Below are 22,902 nucleotides of genomic sequence, written 5' to 3' on the forward strand. Positions count from 1 at the left end.
CGCGGATCGAACTCCGCGCCCTTTTCGTATCGGTTCAGCCGTCCTGGGCCTGAGGGTCTTCGTCGCGAACGGTGGCGTTCGTGTTCATATCCGTGCTCTCGCCACTGCGCGCGGTTTCGGTCGCCTCGCGCGCCTTGGGCGATAATTGGATGTTGAGTTCGCGCAGCTGCTTGGCGCTCACCACGCTCGGCGCACCCATCATCAGGTCCTGCGCGCGCTGGTTCATCGGGAAGGCGATGACCTCGCGGATGTTCGGCTCGTCCGCCAGCAGCATCACGATCCGGTCGATCCCCGGAGCGGAACCGCCATGCGGTGGCGCGCCCAGCTTGAACGCTTCGATCATGCCGGAGAAGTTCGCATCGACCTCCTCCTGCGAATAACCGGCCAGCGCGAAGGCCTTGTACATGATTTCCGGCTTGTGGTTCCGGATCGCGCCGGAACTCAGCTCGTAGCCGTTGCAGACGATGTCGTACTGCCAGGCCTTGATGTCGAGCGGGTCCTGCGTTTCCAGCGCCTCCATCTCGCCCTGCGGCATCGAGAACGGGTTGTGGCTGAAATCGACCTTCTTGAGGTCCTCGTCCCACTCGAACATCGGGAAATCGACGATCCAGCAGAACTTGAAGCAGCCCTGTTCGATCAGGTCCAATTCCTCCGCAACGCGAGTTCGCGCGGCACCGGCGAGCTTGGCGGCGTCCTTTTCCTTGCCCGCGGCGAAGAACAGCCCGTCATTCTCGCCAAGGCCCAGCTCGGCATAGAGCTTCTCCATGCCTTCGGTGCCGTGGTTCTTGGCGATCGGGCCGCCGAACTCGCCCTGCTTGCGCGTGACGTAGCCGAGGCCCGCAAACCCTTCCTTGCGCGCCCAGTCGTTCATGTCGTCGAAAAACTTGCGGCTCTTCTCATGCGTGTTCGGCGCGGGGATCACACGCACCCGGCCCCCGCCGCCCACGATCTTTTCGAACAGGCCGAAGCCGGAGCTGGTGAAGTGCTCGGTGACGTCCGAGATGATCAGCGGATTGCGCAGATCGGGTTTGTCGCTGCCATATTTCAGCATGGCTTCGGCGTAGGGGATGCGCGGGAATTCGCCCGCGGGCGTCACGCTCTTGCCGCCGGAAAACTCCTCGAACACGCCCGCCAGCACCGGCTCGATCGTGTTGAACACGTCTTCCTGCGTCACGAAGCTCATTTCGAAGTCGAGCTGGTAGAATTCAGGTGAGCGATCGGCGCGCAGATCCTCGTCGCGGAAACAGGGTGCGATCTGGAAATAGCGGTCGAAGCCCGCGACCATCAGCAACTGCTTGAACATCTGCGGCGCCTGGGGAAGCGCGTAGAAGCGTCCGGCGTGAAGGCGGCTGGGCACCAGATAGTCGCGCGCGCCTTCGGGGCTGGATGCGCCCAGGATCGGCGTCTGGAATTCGCTGAACCCCTGATCGGTCATGCGGCGGCGCAGGCTCTGGATCACCTTGTTGCGCAGCATGATATTGGCGTGCACCCGCTCGCGTCGCAGATCGACGAAACGGTATTTGAGACGGATATCCTCGGGATAGTCTTCCGCCGAATTGACGATCAGCGGCAGATCGCTCGCCCGGCTCTGCACTTCGATCGCGCGGGCGAAGACCTCGATCTCGCCGGTCGGCAGATTGGCGTTCACCGCCGCCGCATCGCGCGCCTTCACCGTCCCGTCGATCGTAACGACGGATTCGAGCTTCAGCTTTTCGAGCACCGGCAGCGCCTCGCTGTCGCTGTCGGCGACGATCTGGGTGATCCCGTAATGGTCGCGCAGGTCGACGAACAGGACACCGCCATGATCGCGCTTGTTATGGACCCAGCCGGACAGGCGGACGCTCTGGTCGACGTCGTTCTTGGTCAGTTGGGCGCAGGTGTGGGTGCGATAGGCGTGCATCGAAAAACTTTCCAAAATCGGTGCTATGGCGCTAGGGGCCGCATCGCCCCCGATCGCGGCCGGGCCGCGCTGCGCTCCCTCTAGCAGGAAACGCGCGCGCTAACAGGGCAAGCCCGCCTTTTTGTCAAGGCAGGTGCGCCGCCGGACGGCACTCCGTCCGACAGACAGAAAAGAAACGATGAAAATCCACGACCTCATTACCACCACCGAACCGCTCGCCGAATTGTGCGAAAGGCTGGCGCAGGGCGATTTCGTCTGCGTCGACACCGAATTCATGCGCGAGAACACCTACTGGCCCGAACTCTGCCTGGTGCAGATCGGGAACGAGGAGGAAGCCGCCGCGGTCGATCCGCTGGCCAACGGGATCGACTTGCAACCGCTCTGGGACCTGCTCTGCGACAACGAAGACGTGCTCAAGATCTTCCACGCAGGGGGGCAGGACGTCGAAATCGTCTACAACTTCACCGGCAAGACGCCCCACCCGATCTTCGACACCCAGATCGCGATGATGGCGATCAGCCAGTCCGAACAGATCGGCTATGCCAATCTCGTCGAAAGCTGGCTCGGCTTCACGGTCGATAAAGGCGCGCGCTTCACCGATTGGAGCCGCCGTCCGCTGACCGACCGCCAGATCGAATATGCGATCGGCGACGTGACGCATCTCGCCAAGATCTTCCCGCGCATCCTGAAGAAGCTGATCAAGACCGGGCGCGGCGCGTGGCTGGATGCGGAGATGGAGAAGCTGGCCGATCCGGCGAATTACGCCAATGACGCCGACACCGCCTGGCATCGTATCCGCTCGCCGGGGCGCAACGCGCAGGTCCTCGGCCGGCTGAAAGCCCTCGCCGCCTGGCGCGAGAGCGAGGCGCAGCACAAGAACATCCCGCGCGGCCGCATCATGCGTGACGAGACGCTGGCCGACATCGCCAGCCATCCGCCCAAAAGCCAGGGCGATCTCACCAAGGTGCGCGGCCTCTCGAACGCCTGGAAGGACAATGATATCGGCAAAAGGCTGATGAAGGTGCTGGAAGGCGCCGAGCCTCTGCCCAAGGACGAAATGCCCGAAAAGGCCAAGCGCGGCGCGCCGCTCGGCAAGGAGGGCGCGCTCGTCGCGGACCTGTTGAAGCTGCTGCTCAAGATTCGCGCGCGCGAGATCGACGTGGCGGCGCGGCTGTTGACGCGCACGGACGAGATGGAAGCGCTCGCCGCCGGGGCGCGCGATCTGCCGATCCTCGACGGCTGGCGTTACGAGGTGTTCGGGAAGGATGCGCTCGAACTGGTCGAAGGGCGCATGGCCTTCGCGGTGAAGGACGGCCGATTGCTGATGACCCGCGTCGACACCGCCGCCGACGAGCCCACGCTCGCCATCGAGGAAGCGGCGGAGTGAGCGCGAAGCGGTGAGCACCTACCTCCCCACCATCAAGCAGCTGCAATATCTCGTGGCGCTGCACGAACACGGCCATTTCGGCCGCGCGGCGGAGGCGAGCTTCGTCTCGCAGTCGACCTTGAGCGCGGGGATACGCGAGCTGGAATCGCTACTCGGCGTGACGCTGGTCGAACGCAGCCGCCGGGTGGTCCGCTTCACCGCGCTGGGCAATCAGGTGGTGGAGAAGGCGCACCGCATCCTGCGCGAGGCGGAAGAACTCTCCGATCTGGTGCAGGCCGCCGGCAAGCCTCTCGCCGGGCAGTTACGGATGAGCGTCATCCCCACGATCGCGCCGTTCATGCTGCCCCGTTTCTTGCCGCGCCTGCGGAAGGAGCGCCCCGATCTCGAACTGTTCCTGCGCGAGGAAACCAGCCAGGACGCGGTCGAATCCCTCCAGCACGGGCGCGTCGATTGCGTGTTGCTCGCCCTCCCCTTCGCCACCGGCGAGGTCGAGCAGGCGCACATCGCAGACGACCAGCTGTTCGTCGCCTTCCCGAAGGACGATCCGCGCGATCCCCCCGCCACCATCTCCGCCGACGAGATCGACGCGATGAGCGCGGGCGGGCGATTGTTGCTGCTGGAGGATGGCCACTGCCTCAAGGACCACGCGCTCGCCGCCTGCAACCGCCCGGAATTGCGCGGTTCGGCCACCATGATCGGCACGAGCCTGCACACGCTGGTGCAACTGGTCGATAACGGGCTTGGCCTCACCATGATTCCCGAAATGGCGGTCGAAGCGGGCATCCTCCAGGGAACCGACGTAGTCGCCCGCCCGCTCGAAACCGAAAACGCCGCGCGCGAGATCGCCCTCATCTGGCGCAAGAATTCCCCCCGCCGCAGCGATTTCGAACTGCTGGCCGAGGAATTGCGAGCGGGTTAGGGAGTGAATTTACGAATAGCGAGATCGTCAGAGAAGTTTCGAATTTCTGTTGTCCCATTTTGATTTGTGAAAAGTACTTTGGCATTGCCGATAAAATGCACGTCAACGACGCGCACTGCCTCAGCCTCTCGCAATTCATAAATGGAACTGGAGGACTCGATACGATCATGAAAAATTTTTTCACCTAAGGCGACGGGACTCAGGATGAATAGAAGGAGAGCGGGCAGGGCCCAAATTCGTTTTCTCCCAAGCTGATGATCAACGAGATACGCAAAAAACGTAAATGAAGCTAAAATTGGCCAAACACTTTTTGGCGAAAATCCAAGTTTGATCGCGTCTAAGCTAGAGCCAATTAAAGCCGCGACGCAAATCATTCCAGCTGGTGCCATTAATGCGATGGAGATGATACGCTGCTTCCGCGTAAGTGAAACGGTATCAGAATTTTCAATTTTCTTTTGATCATTGCTCGCAACAAAGAATATCGCTGGCATTTGAAATGCCAAGTATACGAATATTAAAACACCTACTGTACTTGTCGCATAAACGACAGCGTTCATAGCGTGCTCAAAAACCGAAAATACGGGAATGAACTCGAGACCGAGATCCCAAAAAAAGCCGATTTCGAACGCAAAAGTGGCGACATAATAGATGAAGGTGAAAATTGCGATTCGGCCAAGCCAGTCTATCGTTTGCTCCTTCGTCACACCCCTAATCCATGTGCTTCAGGCCGACCCGCAAATAATCCCACCCCGTAATCAGCGTCAGCACCGCCGCGGCCCACAGGGTCGTCAGCCCAACCGTGTGCGGGACGTTGGCTTCCAAATCGCCGATCGTCACCAGCCAGTCCGGCAGGCCTTGCCCCAGGATCAGCGAGCCGAGCGCGACGAGCTGGAAGGTTGTCTTCCACTTCGCCAGGCGGCTGACCGGCATGGAGACCTGCAAGCCGCCGAGAAACTCGCGCAGGCCCGACACGGCGATCTCGCGCACCAGAATGATCAGCCCTGCGATCACGTGCATATCGCCCACATAGGGCCCGCGCAGCACGCCCTGGGCTGCCAGCACGAGGATGACGGCAGCGACCATGATCTTGTCCGCGATTGGGTCGAGGAAGATGCCCAGCTTCGACACCGCTCCGCTGGCCCGCGCCAGATAACCGTCGAAATAATCGGTGATGCCCATCAGGCAGTAGAGGACGAAGGCGACGAGGAAGCCTGTCGCCCAGCCCGGCCACCACAGGAAATAGGCGAGCAGCGGGATCGCGAAGATCCGCGACAGGGTCAGGATATTGGGCAGGCTCAGCATCTCCGCCTCCCCTAGCGCGTGCGGCGGCGGAGCAAAAGCCGTCTGATGTCACGATTGCGCAACGGCGCCATCTCAAGCCAGGCTACCATTTGACTTGGAAGCCACGCCCCCGCTGTTCTAGGGAGCGGGAGAGGCCGCATCGGGACGGCAGGGGACAGAGTTTGACGATCACCACGCATCTGATGCGAACGCGGCGTTTCCTGCCCCTGTTCTGCACCCAGCTGCTGAACGCCTTCAACGACAATCTCTACAAGACCGCGATGGTCCTGTTCGTCGTGTATCAGGTCTATAATTCCGAAGAAGCGGAGGGGATGTTCAGCGCGGTCGCTTCGGGCCTGTTCATCCTGCCATTCTTCATCCTGTCGGCGCTGGCGGGCCAGCTGGCCGACATGCGCGACAAGGCGGCGATCATCCGGCGGGTCAAATTGTGCGAGATCGGCCTGATGCTGATCGGGGCGAGCGGGCTGTTCCTCGCCTGGCGCGGCTTCGACCTCCCGCTGTCGATCCCGCTCGGCTTCGCGACGATCGACACGACGCTGCCGATCGCGCTGATGCTGTTGGCCCTGTTCCTGACGGGGGTTCAGTCGACGTTCCTCGGCCCGATCAAATATGCGATCCTGCCCCAGCACCTGCGCAAGGACGAGGTGCTGGCGGGCACCGGGCTGGTGGAGGCGGGGACTTACGTCGCGATCCTGACCGGGACGATCCTGGCCGGCTGGATACCGATCGAGTGGGCCGCGGGTCTGATCATCGTCACCTCGCTGGTCGGCTATGTCACCGCCCGGCAGGTCCCCAGCGCGCCACCGCTCGGTGCGATCGAGCGGATCGATCGCCACATCCTGCGATCGTCGGTGGCGCTGATCCGCCGGACGATGCACGATCGCCAGATCTATTACGCGATCCTCGCCATCAGCTTCTTCTGGACCATCGGGGCGGTGCTGTTCATCCAGTTTCCCCCGCTCGCCAAGAACGTCATCTCGGCCAGCAAGGAAGTCGCCAGCCTGTTCCTGGTGATCTTCTCGGTCGGCGTGGCGATCGGATCGGTTGCGGTGAACCACTTGCTGAAAGGGAAGGTCTCGGCCCGGTTCGCGCCGTTTTCGGTGATCGTGATGGCGGGATTCGTCGTTGCCTTCTGGTTCGTCGCGCGGATCTGGCCGGTGCCGACCGAGGGGCCGCTGCTCGACGTGCCGCAATTCCTCGCCGTGCCGATGGCCTATCCGCTGCTTGGAGCGCTCTTAGGCATCGCGATCGCAGGCGGCATGTTCGTCGTGCCCCTCTACGCCTTCCTGACGACGCGCGTCGCGCCCGAGCAGGCGTCGCGCACGATCGCGGCCAACAATATCGTCAATTCGGGTGCGATGGTGGGCGGTGCCCTCCTCGCCATGGCCCTGACGGCAGTGGGGCTCGAAATAACCGATCAAGTGCTGATGAGCGCGGGCATGTGTCTCGTGAGCTGCTGGCTCGCGCGCAGGCTCGTCATGGCCGAACGCGCTGCGGAAGCATCTACCTGACCGCGTTCGGCAGTCTAATCAGAGAATAAACGCCAGGGTCGCCGCAAGACAGGCGAAATAGGCTGTCGCGACACCGCGCACGTCGCTCGCCGTGACGCGCCAGATCGATTCGTCATGCGCCATCGCGTCCTCGGCGCAGACATGCGGGGGAAGAGAGGCCCGGAACGGGTGCCGGGCGGCTTCATCGGTCAGGACCAGCGATCGTCTCATGGTGCGGGATTAACCGATTGCTAACCATTCCGCTCCCGCTTTCGGCGAGAGTGCCCCGTTTCGGTACGTTAACCCTATCCCTCTACCCTTTTCGGTAACGATTCCGGTCCAGAACACGCTTCGAAACCGGCGATTGCCTGCATGGAAGGCGCGCGGTAACGCCGTCACCATGACCGATACCCCCTCGACACCCGCCGCCGCTCGCCTGCTGGTCGATTGCCTGATCGAACAGCGCTGCGACCGGATCTTCACCGTTCCGGGCGAAAGCTTCCTCCCCGTGCTGGACGCGCTGCATGGCGAGAGCGCGATCGATGTCGTGACCTGCCGCCAGGAAGGGGGCGCGGCGTTCATGGCCTGCGCGGACGGAGCGATGACGGGCAGGCCGGGCGTCTGCTTCGTGACGCGCGGTCCGGGCGCCACCAATGCCAGCATCGGCGTCCATGTCGCGATGCAGGATTCGCAGCCGATGATCCTCTTCGTGGGCGATGTCGCGCGCGGGATGCGCGATCGCGAGGGGTTTCAGGAACTCGACTTCGCAGCCTTTTTCGGCCCGGCGTGCAAGTGGGCGGCGCGGATCGATGATGCGGAGCGCATCCCCGAATACGTCGCGCGCGCCTATTCCGTGGCGATGGCGGGTCGGCCCGGTCCGGTCGTCCTGGCGCTGCCGGAAGACATGCTGCACGATGCGGCATCCGCGCTTCCCCGGCCCGCGATCGAACGTCCCGCCCAGGCCCCCTGCCCGGATGCGATGCAGGCGCTGTTCGCGCTGATCGAGGATGCCGCCGCCCCCATCGCGATTATCGGCGGAGCGGGCTGGAACGCGAAGGCGCGCGAATTCTTCCAGCTCTTTGCCGAACGCCTGGGCATTCCGACTGCGACCGCCTTCCGCCGCCAGGACGCGATCAGCCCGTCGAGCCGGGTCTATGCCGGCAATCTGGGATACGGCCCCAATCCCAAACTGGTCGCGCGGGTGAAGGAAGCCGATCTGATCCTGACCGTGGGCGCGCGGCTCGGCGAAGCGACGACCGACGGATATTCGGTGCCGTCCCTGATCGACAAGGATCGCAAGCTGATCCACGTCCATCCCGATCCTGAGGAACTGAACCGGGTCTATCCCGCCGATCTTGCGATCTGTGCCGACCCTGCGGAATTCGCGGAAGCCGCGGCGCTCTGGACCGAGGACGACGCGCTCGATTTCGATGCCGGGGCCGAGGCGCACGCGCAATGGGAGGAGTGGGCGACCGCGCATCCTGAGCGGACGGACGGCAATCATGCGCTCGACCTGGCGGCCTGCGTCCAGTTCATGCGCGACACCTATCCGGCCGATACGATCATCTGCAACGGCGCGGGCAATTTTTCAGGCTGGTGGCACCGCTATTGGCGTTACGAGGGGTTTCCGACCCAGCTCGCGCCGACTGCCGGAGCGATGGGCTATGGCGTGCCCGCCGCCATCGCCGCTGCGCGCCGCTTTCCCGAGCGCACCGTGGTGGCGGTGGCGGGCGATGGCGATTTCCTGATGAACGGACAGGAATTGGCCACTGCGGCACAATACGATCTCGATATGCTTGTGATCGTGGTGGATAATGGCGCTTACGGAACGATCCGAATGCATCAGGAGCGCGAGTTCCCGAACCGCGTCTCCGCCACCGAGCTGAAGAATCCCGATTTCGCCAAGCTGGCCGAGGCGTTCGGCGCATGGACGGCGCGGGCAGACACCACGGAAGCGCTGAAGGATGCGCTGACTGAGGCCAAGGGCCGCACCGGTCTGCGCCTGATCCACTGCCTGATCGACACCGAACAGCTTTCGGCAGCCGGCCTCAGCGTCAGCGGCCTGCGCGCATCACGCGATTGAGCGTGGTTCGATACTATAGGGGTCTGATACGCGGAGGGCCGCTCTCGCCAGGAGAACGGCCCTCGTTAGAAGGCTGACGTCGATCTAGATATCGTCGCCGAGCTTGCCCTTGACTTCGCCTTCGAATTGCTGGGCCTTGCCCTTGGCTTCTTGCTTCTTGCCTTCGGCGTCCAGCGAAGCGTTATTGGTGGCATCCGCCACGCCTTGCTTCCCCTTGCCGATCGCTTCGTTCGTATTGCCTTTGATCTTGTCGGTCAGTTCACCCACGAGAGGTCTCCTTGGCTCCGCGCAAAACCGTTTCGCGCTGTTGTACAATCAACATCCGCGCGACGAGACAGTTCCTCCGAAATAGACCGGCTAAACGCCTTTTTCAGGCCGCAGCCATACCAAGAATTATCTCCCATTCGCGTTCCGTGATCTCGGCCACGGAAAGGCGCGAAAGCCTGACCAGTTCGCAATCCGCCAGATCGGGATTCGCCTTGATCGCCTTCAGGGACACCGGCTGCGGCAACTTGGATTTCGGCTTCACCTTAACCGCCGCCCATTTGCCTTCCGGGTCGGTCGGATCGGTGATCCCGGCCACGCTGACCTCGCAGATGCCGACGATCTCCAGCCCTTCGCGCGAGTGATAGAAGAAGGCTTCGTCGCCCACCTCCATCGCCGCGAGATTGTTCTTGGCGCGGTGGTTGCGCACGCCGTCCCAGGTGCCCTCCCCTTCGGCGACGAGATCGTCCCAGCTGTATTTGAAGGGTTCTGATTTCATCAGCCAGTACCGTGCCATCGTCAGTCGGGTCCTTTCGAGATTGCAGTCGGCCATCGCCGATAGAGGCTTGCCGGGCGGCCCGCTACCCCGCGCCGCCTTGAGCCGCACATCGCGGCATCGGCCCTTCCGCTCGATTTTAACCGCTTCTTCAACCTATCGCGCAATAGCTTGGGAGCAATTCCAACCGCGAGGGGCGCCCATGCCCACAATATCGGAAACCCAAGGCGAACCGCTCGACGGCGCGGTGCAATCGCAGGACTCCGGCGACGCCCGGACCCATCCCCATGCGAGGCGCGAATTCGTGGCGCGCGGTGTGGCGCTTGCCGCTATCACCCTGTTCGTCGCGGTCGGCGGTACCGTGCTGCCGCAATTGCTCGGCGCGTGGCGCGGGCTGACCGATGCGCCCGACCAGGTGCTCGCCAGCGCCATGCTGCTCAATATCGCCATTATCCTGATCGGATGGCGGCGATACAAATCGCTCGCGATCGAGCTGAAAGACCGCATCCGCTCGGAAAACGAAGCGCGCAACGAAGCCCGGCTCGATTCGCTTACCGGCTGCCACAATCGCCGCAGCGTGGCCCCGGCGATGAACGAGCTTCATCGGCGGGCCGAATCGGACGATCGGCGCGTCGCGGTGCTCCTCATCGATCTCGACAATTTCAAGCACATCAACGATGTCCACGGCCACACCGCAGGCGATGCCGTCCTGCGCGAAGTGGCCACGCGGATGCGGGCGATCCTGCCCACCGACGCCGTGATCGCAAGAATTGGGGGCGACGAGTTCGCCATCGCCATCATGCATGACCGGTCCGCCCAGCAAGAGATCGAAACGCTCGCCAGCGTGCTGATCGAAGCGATCGCGCAACCGATCGCGATCCAGGATTTCACCATCGACACCAGCATGTCGGTCGGGATGGTGGGCTGCCGCGATGTGCCGCCCGCCCTCTCCCCTGAGGAATGGCCGAACGAGATGATGCACAAGGCGGACATCGCCATGTATCACGCCAAGAAACACGGCAAGCAGCGCAGCGTCTGGTTCGAACCCGTGATGGAACAGGAACTGAAGTTCCGCAGCCAGCTCGAAAACGGGATCCGTGCAGGGATTGCGGCAGGCGAATTCGTCCCCTTCTACGAACAGCAGGTCGATGTCGAAAGCGGCCGATTGACCGGTTTCGAGATGCTGGCGCGGTGGCAATCGCCCGCGCTGGGCCTGGTCGGGCCCGATATCTTCATTCCCATCGCGGAAGAGATCGGCGTGATCGACGAATTGTCCGAATGCCTGATCGTCCAGGCGTTCAGGGACGCGCGTGAATGGAGCCCCGACCTCACCCTGTCGGTCAATATATCGCCTGTCCAATTGCGCGACCCCTGGTTCTCCCAGAAACTGCTGAAGCTCCTTATCCAGCACAGCTTTCCCGCATCGCGGTTGGAAATCGAGATCACAGAAAGCTGCCTTCACGACAACATCGCCTCGGTCCGCTCGATGATCACTTCGCTGCGCAATCAGGGCGTCAGCGTCAGCCTGGACGATTTCGGCACCGGCTATGCCAGCCTGTCGCAATTGCGGACCCTGCCCTTCGACCGGATCAAGATCGACCGCAGTTTCATCCGTGAAATCAACAATGGCGAAGCGAGCAGCAAGCTCGTCGATGCGATCGTGGCGATGGGTGCCGGGCTGAAAATGCCGATCACCGCCGAGGGGATCGAGGACGAAGCGATCCTGGAGACGCTGCAATCGATGCGCGGGCTCAAGGGCCAGGGCTATCACTATGGCTACCCCGAAAACGCGGCGGGCGTGATCGACCGGTTGCGCGAGCACGATCTGCTGGCGAATCTGGATCGCGAACTCACCAGCGCCCCGCGCGCTGCGACAGGCGGATCCTGACTCTGCCGTAATCGTCCGGTCGCGAGAGGCTGGACCCGCGCCGCCGGGCAATTTAGACGCGGCGGCAATCATGCGCGTTCCCTTCACCAAAATGCACGGCCTCGGCAACGATTTCGTCGTTCTCGACGCACGGGGCGATCCGCTTCCCGAACTGGAACCTCGGGTCGCCGCTGCGCTGGCGGATCGGCGGGAGGGTATCGGGTGCGATCAGGTGATCCTGCTCGAAAAGAGCGAGAGCGCCGATTTCCGAATGCGGATCTTCAACAGCGATGGCGGAGAAGTCGGCGCCTGCGGCAACGCCTCGCGCGCGGTCGCCCTGTTGCACGGCGCGCCTGCCAGGGTCGAGACCGCGGGCGGCACGATCGCGCTTGAGCCGTCGGATGGCGGGGCGAGCGTCGATATGGGAGTGCCACGCTTCGAATGGGATGCGATCCCGCTCGACTACCCGATGGACACGCTGCGAATGCCGGTGGGCTGGGGCTATCTCGAGGAACCGGGCGCCGCCAATGTCGGCAATCCGCATGTCGTATTCTTTGTCGCGGACAGCGACGCCATTGCGCTCGACAGCTTGGGCCCCGAGATCGAGACCGATCCGCTCTTTCCCGAACGCGTCAACGTCAATGTCGCGACGATCGTGGATCGCACCCGGATACGCCTGCGCGTCTGGGAACGCGGAGCGGGCCTGACGCGCGCCTGCGGTACGGGCGCCTGCGCGACCGCGGTCGTCGCCATGCGAAGGGGACTGGTGGAGCGCGAAGTTGCCGTCGAATTGCCCGGCGGCGCGCTGACGATCCTGTGGCAGGAGGATGGCCGCATCCGCATGACCGGACCTGCCACCGAAAGCTATCGCGGCTCGTTCGAATGGGACGATTACGCGTGACGGCCAGCGCCGATCCGGTGGAAATCATCTCGCTCGGTTGCCGCCTCAATATCGCCGAGAGCGAGCGGATGCGCGCGATGATGGCGGGTGAGCGCGATCTGGTCGTCGTCAACAGCTGCGCCGTCACGCGCGAGGCGGTGCGCCAGACCCGCCAGGCCATCCGCCGCGCGCGCCGCGCCCATCCTGACGCCCGCCTGCTCGTCACCGGCTGCGCCGCCGAGACCGAGCGCGAGGCGATTGCGGCGATGCCGGAGGTTGACGGGCTGGTCGCCAATGCCGCCAAGCTCGATCCGCGCGCGTGGAACCTGCCCGAAACCGCTCCGCCCGCGCCCAAGCGCAGGACCCGCGCCTTCGTCGCCATCCAGAATGGCTGCGACCATGCCTGCACCTTCTGCATTATCCCGCAGGGTCGCGGCCCGAGCCGCTCGCTGCCGATCGCGAACGTGCTGCGCGAGGTCGAAACCCATCTCGAACAGGGCGCGCCGGAAATCGTGCTGACGGGCGTCGACGTGACCAGCTGGGGTCACGATCTGCCCGATCGCCCTCCGCTGGGCCAATTGGTGCAGGCGATCCTGCAAACCTTTCCCAATCTCCCCCGCCTGCGCATGTCCTCGCTCGACGGGATCGAGATCGATCCGCTCCTGTTCGAGTTGTTCGCGAGCGAGAGGAGGCTGATGCCGCATCTCCATCTCTCGCTCCAGCACGGCCATGACCTGATCCTCAAGCGCATGAAGCGGCGGCACAGCCGCGCGCAGGCCGTCGATCTGGTGGCGCGTCTGCGCGAGCGGCGGCCCGATCTCGCGGTGGGAGCCGATCTGATCGCGGGCTTCCCGACCGAGAGCGAGGAACATCACCAGGCGAATCTCTCGATCCTCAGCGAGCTGAAGATCGTCCACGCCCACATCTTTCCCTATTCCCCGCGCGACACCACCCCGGCCGCGCGAATGCCGCAGGTCGATCGCGCCACGGTAAAGGCGCGGGCCGCAGACTTGCGCGCGCTCGCCGCCACGACGCAGACCGGATGGCTGGCGTCGCTCGTCGACAAACCGCTCAGTGTCCTCGCGGAACGCGACGGGAGCGGCTATGCGGAGAACTTCGCCAGGGTCGCGCTTCCCGAAGGCATGGCTGCCGGGACCATCGCGACACTCACCCCGCGCGCAATCGAAGGCAGACTTCTGGTATGAGTTCACCCAGCTGGAGCGAGCGCCTGTTCGGCGGCTTTCGCAAGACGTCGGAGCGCCTGACCGCCAATCTCGACGTGGTCGGTACCGCGCGGCTGGACGAGGCGACTCTGGACGATGTCGAGGATGCGTTGATCCTGTCCGATCTCGGCCCCAGCGCCGCCCGCCGCATTCGCGAGCGCCTGCGCGACAAGCGGTTCGGATTGGAGATCAGCCAGCGCGAATTGCAGGAAGCCGTGGCCGAGGAGATCGCCGCCATCCTGCGCCCGGTGGCAAAGCCGCTGGAAGTCACCGCCTTTCCCCGCCCCCAGGTCGTGCTGGTGATCGGCGTAAACGGCAGCGGCAAGACGACCACCATCGCCAAGCTCGCCCACCTCTTCCAGGAAGACGATTACGAGGTCATGCTGGCCGCGGGCGACACCTTCCGCGCCGCTGCCATCGGCCAGCTCGCCACCTGGGCGGACCGCATCGGTGTGCCGCTGGTGCGCGGCCCCGAAGGGGGCGATCCGGCCAGCATCGTGTTCGATGCGGTCAAGTCGGCGACGGACAAAGGAACCGACGCGCTGATCGTCGACACGGCAGGCCGCTTGCAGAACAAGCGTGAGCTGATGGACGAGCTGGCCAAGATCAGAAAGGTGCTCGGCCGCCTGAACCCCGAAGCGCCGCACGATGTCGTGCTGGTGCTCGATGCCACCAACGGCCAGAACGCGCTCAACCAGATCGACGTATTCAAGGAAGTCGCGGGCGTCACCGGCCTCGTGATGACCAAGCTCGACGGGACGGCGCGTGGCGGCGTCCTCGTCGCGGCGGCGGAGCAGTATGGCCTCCCGATTCACGCCATCGGCGTGGGGGAGAAGATAGACGATCTGCGCCCCTTCGATCCCGATCTGGTCGCGCGTGTGATTGCGGGAGTCGCTTGATGACACGGGACGAGCGCCAGGCCAGTTCCAAAACACCACCCATACCTCGTCATTGCGAGGAACCGTCAGGCGACGAAGCAATCCAGACGAAGGTCCGTACCGCGCTGGATTGCTTCGCTACGCTCGCAATGACGAAGTGAGAGATACATGAGCGATCCTGTGAACACCGAAAGCAAACCCAAATCCGGCTGGCTCAACACGCTTGTCGATTACGGGCCGCTGCTCGTCTTCCTCGGCGTCTACAAATTCTACCAGCCGCCCGAAACCTCGACCTTCGGCGAGATCGCTGCGGTCATCTATGGGACCATCGCCTTCATGGTCGCCGCCGTGGTGGCGCTCGCCTTCTCGAAATGGAAATTCGGCAAGGTTTCGCCGATGCTGATGCTGTCTACGGCGCTGATCGTCGGCTTCGGCGCGCTGACGATCTGGTTGCGCGACGAACGCTTCATCCAGTTCAAGCCGACCGCGATCTATCTCCTGTTCGGCATCGTGCTGGTCGGCGGGTGGCTGCGCGGCAAGGCGATGCTCCAGATCCTGCTCGAAGCCGCGTTCGAAGGCGTCGACAAGGAAGGCTGGCTCAAGCTGTCGCGCAATTGGGGTGTCTATTTCTTCGCCATGGCCGCGCTGAACGAGGTGCTGGTCCGCACGATGACCTTCGAAAGCTGGTTGTGGGCGAAACTGTGGATGTTCCTGCCGCTGAGCTTCGTCTTCACGCTGTCGCAGATTCCCATGCTTCTGCGGCACGGCCTTGCGCTGGAGGACAAGCCGGATGTGGTGAAGGACGAGCCGCCGACGGCTTGATTGAACTGTCAGATATTGGGTAAAAAACGGTCATTGGGTGTCTCGGCTGACGAGGGCGCTTTCAAGCCAGTGAATGCGCTTTTGCCATTGCTTGGCCAATTTGGTTGACCGAGCGATACCCAATCGTCTCCGCGACCGTTCGAGCTCCGACTGCAGCTCATCGTTGCTCAGCTTATGCAGTTCGTCATCGCGGTGCGGAACGCCAGATCGCTTGCCCATCGCAGCAACTTGCCTGTCGTATCGTATATTCGCAATGGGCTCGTTAGCGGAACGGCAGTTCTTACAGCCGACTAAATCTCCACCTGGCTCCCCAGCTCCACCACGCGATTGGTCGGCAGGCGGAAGAAATCCATCGCGGTCGCCGCGTTGCGGAGCATCCAGGCGAAGATCTTTTCGCGCCAGATCGGCATACCGGGCTTGGCGCTCGGCAGCAGGGTCTGGCGGCTGAGGAAGAAGCTCGTATCCATCATGTCGAACTCGCCCCCGCAACGCTTCATCTGCTTCAGGCCTTCCGGCACGTTGGTCTCTTCCATGAAGCCGTAATGCAGGATCGCGCGGTAGAAGCCGTCCCCCAGATCGTCGATCTCGCACCGTTCCTCGGGATGGATATAGGGCACTTCCGCGATCAGGACGGTCAGGATGATCACCCGATCGTGCAGCACCTTATTGTGCTTGATATTATGGAGCAACGCGCTCGGCACGCCGGCGGTCTGGCTTGCCATGAAGATGGCCGTTCCCGGCACGCGGGTCGCACTGTTCTTGGCGCTCTTGGCGAAGATTTCGACCGGTAGAGCGATCTCGCTCATCCGATCGCGCATCAGGTGACGGCCTTTCGCCCAGGTCGTCAGCAGAGTGAAGGCCACCAGTCCGATGACCAGCGGGAACCAGCCGCCATCGGGCACCTTGGGCAGGTTCGCGGCGAAATAGGCCCCGTCGACGAAGATGAAGGTCAGCAGCACCGGCACGGCGAACCACCAGCGCCATTTGAAGACCGCGAACAGCAGCACGCCCATCAGCAGCGTATCGATGAACATCGCCCCCGTCACGGCGATTCCGTAGGCCGAGGCGAGATTGCTCGAGTTCTGGAACATGAGCACCAGCAGGATCACCGCCACCATCAGCACGTTGTTGACGAAGGGGATGTAGATCTGCCCGCGCTCGCTTGCACTGGTGTGCTCGGTCGACAGGCGCGGCACGAAGCCTAGCTGGATCGCCTGATGCGTCACCGAGAACGCGCCCGAGATCACCGCCTGGCTGGCGATGAAGGTGGCGGCGGTTGCAAGAAAGACGAGAGGCAGGCGCAAAGCCTCGGGCGCCATGACGAAGAACGGGCTCTTCATCGCCTCGGCGGTCTGCGACGGGTCCATGGCGGAAATCATCGCGCCCTGGCCGAAATAGTTCAGCAGCAGGCAGGGCATGACAAAGCCGAACCAGGACAGCCGCATCGGCCCTCGCCCGAAATGCCCCATGTCCGAATAGAGCGCTTCGGAGCCGGTAACCGCCAGGACCACGGATCCCAGCGCGAGGAAGGCGATCGTGCCGTCGGTCAGGAAGAATTGGACCGCGTACCAGGGGTTAAGCGCCTGGAGGATATAGGGGTTCTGAACGATATGCACGATGCCGAGCACCGCGATCGTGGTGAAATACACGATCATGACCGGTGCGAACAATTTCCCCACCGAATGGGTGCCGCGCTTCTGGATCAGGAACAGGCCGATCAGGAGGACCAGCGCGATCGGAATGACCAGGCTTTCGAAACCGGGGTTGACCACGGTAAGCCCCTCGACGGCGGACAGGACCGAGATCGCGGGCGTGATCATGCTGTCGCCGTAGAACAGGGCCGTGGCGAACACGCCCAGCACGATGACCAGCCAGCCATAGCGCGAGCGATCCATATGCCGGGTCAACAGGGCGACCAAAGCGAGCGTGCCGCCCTGCCCGTTATTGTCCGCGCGCATCAGAATGGAGACGTACTGGATCGAGACGATCAGCGTCATCGACCAGAAGATGAGGCTGACCACCCCGTATACGTGCAATTGGTCGATCGCGAGGCTGTGTTCGCCCAGAAAGGTTTCCCGGAAGGCGTAAAGCGGGCTGGTGCCGATATCGCCGAAGACAACGCCGATCGCACCAACGGCGAGCGCCGCCTTGGAACCGGCATGGGCGCCGCCGGTCGCCGGGCCCGCTCCGGGCGTGGCCGCGCCTTCGATGGCGCCGGGGTCGCCGGGCAGGTCGGAAATCGTTGCGGAATTGTCGCTGTTGACGGTGTCGCTCATGACGGAGTCGAACTTTCGTTCACGCCCGCAAGCCGGGTTTTCCGGGCTTGCGAGGCTGCAAAGGTGGCGCGCTTAGCACTGTGGCTTCGCACCGGCAACACGCCAGCGCCCCCGCTCATTCGGCCGACCGTTCCTGTTCGATCCGGCCGATGGCCTGGTCGAGCACGGCGAGGCGCGCGGCGAGCGTGCTGCGATAGCGCGCATCCTGAGGCGCGGCTTCGAGGGCGGCGGCCCATAATGCGCGCCCCTCGTCGAACCGCGAATTGCGGATCAGGACGATGCCGTGGAAATAATCGGCGGCGGCGTTGCCGGGATCGGTCGCCTTTGCGCGGGCATAGGCGAATTCGGCCGCTTCGCTCAGCGTGCCGTTCGCATGTTCGACGAGCGCGTTACCCATCGCCACCCAGGCCTGCGAATCGTTGGGATTTTCGGCGATGGCGTTGCGCAGGAAATCGATCGCGTCGCGATACTGGCCGCGCCGGGTGAACCCGTCCGCAGTCACGACATAGCGGGATGGGAGCACGCCCTCGTCGTAGAATTCCTTGCGCGCCTCCACCATCGCTTCACCCGATTGGGGATCGAGGATCTGCCCTTCCTTCGGCGCAGCGGGCTGTTCGGGGGCCCCTTGCGTCGCATAACCGGCCAGCCCGAACAGGAGAGCTGCGGCGAACAGCGTCCACGACGCGCGCGGAAGCTTGAGGGCGAAGACCGCGAAGACAAAGCCAAAGGCCGCGAGGGCGAGGATGGCGAGCCAGCTCATGCGCGCCTCGCGAAACGGCGGCGGAAGATGGCGAGCGCGGCGATCAGGATCAGGACCGGCACGGCGAAGAGCGGCCAGGTCGTCGCGCTGACTTCCGGCCTGTAGCTGACGTAATCGCCATAGCGCTGCATCAGCCAGCCGCGGATTTCCTCCGGCGTCTCGCCCGCCGCGATGCGGATGCGCACCTGATGGCGCATGTCGCCCGCCATCGGCGCGTCGCTATCGGCGATCGATTGCGACTGGCAGGTGAGACAGCGCAGAGTCTCCATCAGCTCCTGCGCCTGCGCCTCCTCGCCCGGATCGTCCAATTGGCGATAGGCGAACGGCGCGGGCGGCACGGTTTGTTGCGCCGAAAGCGGCGAGATCGCCAACAGCGCGAGGACAAGCGAAAGACAGAGCGACCTCACTCGCCTGCCTCGCGCAGTTTTTCGAGCAGCAGGGGCACGTCGCGTTCGCGGATGTCGCCGATATGTTGATAGGCGATCTTGCCCGTGCCAGTGATGACGAAGGTTTCGGGAACGCCCGACGATCCGATGCCCAATTGCACTTCCGAAAGGTCGTCCGATCCGATCGCGGCATAGGGATTGCCGTGACGTTCGAGGAAACGCGCGACATCCTCGGGCCGGTCGCGGATCGCTACGCCGACGATGGTCGCCCCCTCGTCGCGCAACCGCTCAAGCTGCGGTGCCTCGGCGATGCAAGGCAGGCACCAGCTCGCCCAGATATTGAGAAGGCGGGGCTGGCCGTCCTTGAAATCGTCGCTCGCCGCGCCGGGCAGGCCCGCCGTGGCAGGCTCGAGATCGAAATAGGGCAGCGCCTTGCCGATCATCCGGCTTTCGACGATCTCGTCGCGCGGCTGGGTCAGCTGGTAGGCCGCGAGGCCCAGAAAGCCTGCAAACGCCAGCAGAGGAAGCCACAGGCGCCAGCTCATGTCAGTTGCTCCCGCCCCATTTCACGTCTCATTTCTCGTCCCATCTCCCGGCGGCGCGCAGCCGCCTTGCGGCGCACGATCCGGCGCCGCCAATCGGCCTGTACGTGTCCGATGAGCGCGAGAGCCCCGCCGAGCGCGACCAGAACGCCTCCATACCAGATCCAGGTCACGAACGGCTTCCACCACAGGCGCACCTGCCAGCGTTCCGGCCCCGCCCCCGTCGCCCCGGCCTGATTGCCGATCACGGCATAGAGCTGGCCGTTCCAGCGCGTCGCGAGAACGCTTTCCGCGGTCTGCTGCGGCGGCGCCCAGAAAGTGCGGTGTTGCGGAGTCAGGATGATCGGATCGCCGGTTTCGAGCCGCGCGGACAGGCGCGCTTCCATCGCGGTCCAGTTCGCACCCGCAGCGGGGGCGATCTGGTTGAGCGTGACCGTCCAGGGGCCGACCGTGGTCTGCTCACCCGGCGCAAGCGCGGCGAGGCGTTCCTTGGTGAAGGCGCTTTCGCTCGCCATGCCGAACAGCGCGATGGCGAGGCCGAAATGGCCGAACACCATGCCCCAGGTCGCGATCGGGACACGGCGCAGATTGCGACCGCGCAGCGGCATGACGCTCGCCAAAGCCAGCATCGCGGCAAGCGCCAGCCCGAGCAGGGGCAGGAAGGCCACCTCCCCGATCAGCGACACCAGAACGAGAGCCGCCACCAGAACCGCGCCCATCAGCGCCAGTTCGCGCCGGATCCGTCCGAACCCGTCCCTGCGCCAGCGCAGAAGCGGCCCCACCGCCATCACCGCGACCATCGGCAGCGCGAAGATCGCGCCGACGGGATTGAAATAGGGCGGGCCGACCGAGACGCGCACATCGAACGCCTCGGTCAGCAGGGGATAGAGCGTGCCGAGCAGCACCACGGCCAGGATCGCCGACAGGAGGACATTGTTGACGACCAGCGCCCCTTCGCGGCTCGCGACCGAGAACCGCGCGCCTTCGCTGACCGCGCCTGCCCTCAGTGCGAACAGGAGGAGCGCCCCGCCGATATAGATCGCCAGCAGGAAGAGGATGAAGGTTCCGCGCTGGGGATCGACGGCAAAGGCGTGGACGCTGGTCAGGATGCCCGATCGGACGAGAAAGGTGCCGAGCATACTCATCGAGAAGGCGACCACCCCGAGCATGATCGTCCAGGCCCGCAAAGCATCGCGCGTGGCGAGAACGCTGGTCGAATGCAGCAGCGCTGTCGCGGCGAGCCAGGGCATCAGCGATGCATTCTCGACTGGGTCCCAGAACCACCAGCCGCCCCAGCCCAGCTCGTAATAGGCCCAATAGCTGCCCGCCGTGATTCCCAGTGTCAAAAAGACCCACGCGCCCAGCACCCAGGGCCGCATGGCGCGGGCGAAATCGGGCGTGACCTGACGCGTAATGAGCGCGCCGACCGCGAAACTGAAGGCCACCGAAAGGCCGACATAGCCGAGATAAAGCGTGGGCGGATGGAAAGCGAGCCCGATATCCTGCAACAGGGGATTGAGCCCTGCGCCCTCCTCCGCCGGGATCGGCAACCGCTCGAACGGATTGGAGCTGAGCAGCAGGAAGGCATAGAAACCCAGCGCCACGAAACCCTGCGCGGCGAGGACGGCCTGCATCATCCGTTCGGGCAGCCGCCGCTCGACCATGGCGATCAGCGCCCCCGATGCTGCCAGCACGGTCACCCACAGCAGCATCGAGCCTTCGTGATTGCCCCACGCGCCCGACAGCTTGTAGATCATCGGCTTCAGCGAATGCGAATTCTCCGCCACCAGCTTCACCGACAGATCGGTGATGGCGAAGACATAGAGCAACGCGACGAAGGACAGGGCTGCGAAGACACCCTGGACGATGGTGGCGGGGCGCGTCAGGTCGGCGATGCTGGCTTCTGCACCGGCCTCTCCGTTCGCCACATCCTGCCGCACCGCAAGCGCGCCAGCCACCAGTTGCAGCACCGCCAGCGCCGCGGCGAGCCATAAAGCGGCGAGGCCCAGTTCGGCGATCACTGGAGGCCCACCGTGGTCTCTTCCGCCATTTCGGCGGCCTGATGTTCGCTCATGCCCTCAAGTTCGCGCGGGACGTAGTTCTCGTCATGCTTGGCGAGCAGATTGTCGGCGACGAAAATTCCGTCCGGCCCCAGCCGCCCTTCCGCGACCACGCCCGATCCCTCCACGAAGAGGTCGGGAAGGATGCCGGTGAACCGCACCGGGATCGCCGATGCCTCGCGCCCGGTGACGGTGAAGGCCACGGTCACCCCGTCGGCCATCGTGCGCAGCGATCCTTCTTGCACCATGCCGCCGAGCCGCACCGCCTGACCGATTTCCGGCGGATCGTCGCGCATCTGTTCGGGAAGGTAGAAATAGCTCGCCTGGCTGCGCAGCGCATAGGCGGCCAGCAGCCCCGCCGCGATCAGCACCGCGAGCGCGATCAGCGCCAGCACCAGCCGCTGGTGCTTGGGTTTGAGGCGCGAGGATTGGGCTGTGTTCATCGCCGCCGCACCTCGTCGCGCCGTTTTTCCGCCCGCCGCATGGCCAGCCAGCTCCACACGATCATCGCGATCGTCCCGCCAAGCCCGACCGCGTAGGCCGCGATGACGAAATCCCACTGGTCGAGCGCCTCGCGCATCACGCCGCCTCCATCGCACGACGCCTGAGGCGCGCTTCGGCCTGCGTATCGGCGAGAAGGGCGCGCATCCGCATCAGGACGACCGCGCCGAACAGCAGCGAGAACCCGGCGACGCTCACCAGAAGGGGTGTCAGGAAGGCCGCATCGATCGAACTGCGGCCCATCGTGATGCTGGGTGGCTGGTGCAGCGAATTCCACCACACCACGCTGCGATTGATGATCGGGATGTTGATCGCGCCGAGAAGGCCGAAAATGGCGGGGATCCGCGCGCTCACGCCCTCACGCTCGGCAGCCTGCGCCAGGGCGATATAGGCGACGTAGAGAAAGGCGAGCACCAGCATACTGGTCAACCGGCCATCCCAAACCCACCAGGTCCCCCAGGTCGGCCTGCCCCAGATCGATCCGGTGACGAGGCAGATCAGCGTGAAGACCAGACCCGGCACCGCCGCAGCCCGTGCGCCGAGCGCCGCGAGCGGGTGGCGCCAGACGAGATAGACCAGGCTGGCGATCGCGATCATGGTCCACCCGCCCATGCCCAGCCAGGCGGTGGGGACGTGCAGGAAGAGGATGCGCACGGTCTCGCCCATCAACCGGTCGGGAGGGGCGACGAACACGCCCCAGGCGAGAGCGCCACAAGACAGAATAAGGCCCGCCGCCAGCGTGAGCGGCGTGAGCCAGCGCGCCAGCGAAAGAAAGCGCTTGGGATTGGCGAAACCATGCATGGGCAGGCGTCCGCTTTGGCAGGATGCGGGCTTTGGGGCAAGAACAACCTCGCCGAAACCGCCGA

At 64.1% G+C, this 22,902-nt stretch carries 24 protein-coding genes; 9 read left to right on the top strand and 15 right to left on the bottom strand.

Features of this window, described 5'->3' with window-relative positions; all coding sequences use genetic code 11:
• Positions 1-34 precede the first annotated feature (34 nt).
• On the bottom strand, positions 35-1,900 hold the full coding sequence (aspS, locus tag GRI47_RS06530; protein WP_160661347.1) for an aspartate--tRNA ligase: 1,866 nt from the start codon (positions 1,898-1,900) through the stop codon (positions 35-37).
• 178 nt (positions 1,901-2,078) lie between these two features.
• On the opposite strand from aspS, the gene rnd reads away from it, so the two are divergent.
• Positions 2,079-3,287 (top strand): ribonuclease D, encoded by a 1,209-nt coding sequence (rnd, locus tag GRI47_RS06535; RefSeq protein ID WP_160660493.1) that lies wholly within the window; start codon positions 2,079-2,081, stop codon positions 3,285-3,287.
• A 10-nt stretch (positions 3,288-3,297) separates the two neighbouring features.
• The gene (locus tag GRI47_RS06540) at positions 3,298-4,206 is read left to right on the top strand and encodes a LysR substrate-binding domain-containing protein (protein ID WP_160660494.1); all 909 of its coding nucleotides are present in this window, start codon (positions 3,298-3,300) and stop codon (positions 4,204-4,206) included.
• Here GRI47_RS06540 and GRI47_RS06545 read toward each other — a convergent pair.
• Positions 4,203-4,910: a hypothetical protein gene (locus GRI47_RS06545; RefSeq protein ID WP_160660495.1), complete on the bottom strand. Its 708-nt coding sequence runs from the start codon at positions 4,908-4,910 to the stop codon at positions 4,203-4,205. The genes GRI47_RS06540 and GRI47_RS06545 overlap by 4 nt on opposite strands.
• A gap of 4 nt (positions 4,911-4,914) precedes the next feature.
• A complete protein-coding gene (gene pgsA / locus GRI47_RS06550; protein ID WP_160660496.1) occupies positions 4,915-5,508 on the bottom strand; it encodes a CDP-diacylglycerol--glycerol-3-phosphate 3-phosphatidyltransferase in 594 nt (197 codons plus the stop codon).
• Positions 5,509-5,669: 161 nt separating this feature from the next.
• On the opposite strand from pgsA, the gene GRI47_RS06555 reads away from it, so the two are divergent.
• Positions 5,670-7,019: an MFS transporter gene (locus tag GRI47_RS06555; RefSeq protein WP_160660497.1), complete on the top strand. Its 1,350-nt coding sequence runs from the start codon at positions 5,670-5,672 to the stop codon at positions 7,017-7,019.
• 18 nt (positions 7,020-7,037) lie between these two features.
• Here GRI47_RS06555 and GRI47_RS06560 read toward each other — a convergent pair whose 3' ends face one another.
• Positions 7,038-7,229 (bottom strand): hypothetical protein, encoded by a 192-nt coding sequence (locus tag GRI47_RS06560; protein WP_160660498.1) that lies wholly within the window; start codon positions 7,227-7,229, stop codon positions 7,038-7,040.
• 169 nt (positions 7,230-7,398) lie between these two features.
• Here GRI47_RS06560 and GRI47_RS06565 point away from each other — a divergent pair, with 169 nt between their 5' ends.
• Entirely contained in the window at positions 7,399-9,081 is a 1,683-nt protein-coding gene (locus GRI47_RS06565) for a thiamine pyrophosphate-binding protein (RefSeq protein ID WP_160660499.1), read from the top strand.
• Between the two features lie 84 nt (positions 9,082-9,165).
• Here GRI47_RS06565 and GRI47_RS06570 read toward each other — a convergent pair whose 3' ends face one another.
• A complete protein-coding gene (locus GRI47_RS06570) occupies positions 9,166-9,348 on the bottom strand; it encodes a CsbD family protein (protein WP_160660500.1) in 183 nt (60 codons plus the stop codon).
• 103 nt (positions 9,349-9,451) lie between these two features.
• The gene (locus GRI47_RS06575; protein ID WP_160661348.1) at positions 9,452-9,862 is read right to left on the bottom strand and encodes an EVE domain-containing protein; all 411 of its coding nucleotides are present in this window, start codon (positions 9,860-9,862) and stop codon (positions 9,452-9,454) included.
• A 181-nt stretch (positions 9,863-10,043) separates the two neighbouring features.
• Here GRI47_RS06575 and GRI47_RS06580 point away from each other — a divergent pair, with 181 nt between their 5' ends.
• The 5 genes from GRI47_RS06580 (at position 10,044) to GRI47_RS06600 (ending at position 15,511) form a co-directional block, all read left to right on the top strand.
• Positions 10,044-11,729, top strand: coding sequence for a putative bifunctional diguanylate cyclase/phosphodiesterase (locus GRI47_RS06580; protein ID WP_160660501.1), 1,686 nt, complete (start codon positions 10,044-10,046; stop codon positions 11,727-11,729).
• Positions 11,730-11,799: 70 nt separating this feature from the next.
• Complete coding sequence (gene dapF / locus GRI47_RS06585) at positions 11,800-12,609, top strand: diaminopimelate epimerase (RefSeq protein ID WP_160660502.1); 810 nt, start codon at positions 11,800-11,802, stop codon at positions 12,607-12,609.
• Positions 12,591-13,793 (top strand): MiaB/RimO family radical SAM methylthiotransferase, encoded by a 1,203-nt coding sequence (locus GRI47_RS06590; protein ID WP_160660503.1) that lies wholly within the window; start codon positions 12,591-12,593, stop codon positions 13,791-13,793. Before dapF ends, GRI47_RS06590 begins: the two co-directional genes overlap by 19 nt.
• Positions 13,790-14,710 carry a signal recognition particle-docking protein FtsY gene (gene ftsY, locus GRI47_RS06595; protein WP_160660504.1) on the top strand — a complete coding sequence of 307 codons (921 nt, stop codon included), beginning with the start codon at positions 13,790-13,792 and terminating at the stop codon, positions 14,708-14,710. Before GRI47_RS06590 ends, ftsY begins: the two co-directional genes overlap by 4 nt.
• Before the next feature lie 147 nt (positions 14,711-14,857).
• On the top strand, positions 14,858-15,511 hold the full coding sequence (locus GRI47_RS06600) for an inner membrane-spanning protein YciB (protein ID WP_160660505.1): 654 nt from the start codon (positions 14,858-14,860) through the stop codon (positions 15,509-15,511).
• A 30-nt stretch (positions 15,512-15,541) separates the two neighbouring features.
• Here the strand turns inward: GRI47_RS06600 and GRI47_RS06605 are convergent, their stop codons facing one another.
• The 9 genes from GRI47_RS06605 to ccmC all read right to left on the bottom strand — a co-directional run bounded on the left by GRI47_RS06605 (position 15,542) and on the right by ccmC (position 22,837).
• A complete protein-coding gene (locus GRI47_RS06605; protein WP_160660506.1) occupies positions 15,542-15,730 on the bottom strand; it encodes a hypothetical protein in 189 nt (62 codons plus the stop codon).
• Positions 15,731-15,801: 71 nt separating this feature from the next.
• Positions 15,802-17,787 (bottom strand): potassium transporter Kup, encoded by a 1,986-nt coding sequence (locus tag GRI47_RS06610; RefSeq protein WP_160660507.1) that lies wholly within the window; start codon positions 17,785-17,787, stop codon positions 15,802-15,804.
• A 115-nt stretch (positions 17,788-17,902) separates the two neighbouring features.
• Positions 17,903-18,547 (bottom strand): tetratricopeptide repeat protein, encoded by a 645-nt coding sequence (locus tag GRI47_RS06615; RefSeq protein WP_160660508.1) that lies wholly within the window; start codon positions 18,545-18,547, stop codon positions 17,903-17,905.
• On the bottom strand, positions 18,544-18,954 hold the full coding sequence (locus GRI47_RS06620; RefSeq protein ID WP_160660509.1) for a cytochrome c-type biogenesis protein CcmH: 411 nt from the start codon (positions 18,952-18,954) through the stop codon (positions 18,544-18,546). The genes GRI47_RS06615 and GRI47_RS06620 overlap by 4 nt, the downstream gene beginning before the upstream one ends.
• Entirely contained in the window at positions 18,951-19,478 is a 528-nt protein-coding gene (locus tag GRI47_RS06625) for a redoxin family protein (protein WP_160660510.1), read from the bottom strand. Before GRI47_RS06625 ends, GRI47_RS06620 begins: the two co-directional genes overlap by 4 nt.
• On the bottom strand, positions 19,475-21,496 hold the full coding sequence (locus tag GRI47_RS06630) for a heme lyase CcmF/NrfE family subunit (protein ID WP_160660511.1): 2,022 nt from the start codon (positions 21,494-21,496) through the stop codon (positions 19,475-19,477). Before GRI47_RS06630 ends, GRI47_RS06625 begins: the two co-directional genes overlap by 4 nt.
• Complete coding sequence (gene ccmE, locus GRI47_RS06635; RefSeq protein WP_160660512.1) at positions 21,493-21,978, bottom strand: cytochrome c maturation protein CcmE; 486 nt, start codon at positions 21,976-21,978, stop codon at positions 21,493-21,495. Before ccmE ends, GRI47_RS06630 begins: the two co-directional genes overlap by 4 nt.
• On the bottom strand, positions 21,975-22,118 hold the full coding sequence (locus tag GRI47_RS14785; protein WP_202387461.1) for a hypothetical protein: 144 nt from the start codon (positions 22,116-22,118) through the stop codon (positions 21,975-21,977). Before GRI47_RS14785 ends, ccmE begins: the two co-directional genes overlap by 4 nt.
• Positions 22,115-22,837 carry a heme ABC transporter permease CcmC gene (gene ccmC, locus GRI47_RS06640; protein ID WP_160660513.1) on the bottom strand — a complete coding sequence of 241 codons (723 nt, stop codon included), beginning with the start codon at positions 22,835-22,837 and terminating at the stop codon, positions 22,115-22,117. The genes GRI47_RS14785 and ccmC overlap by 4 nt, the downstream gene beginning before the upstream one ends.
• Positions 22,838-22,902 lie beyond the last annotated feature (65 nt).

This window comes from Qipengyuania pelagi, assembly GCF_009827295.1.
GTDB classification, from domain to species: domain Bacteria; phylum Pseudomonadota; class Alphaproteobacteria; order Sphingomonadales; family Sphingomonadaceae; genus Qipengyuania; species Qipengyuania pelagi.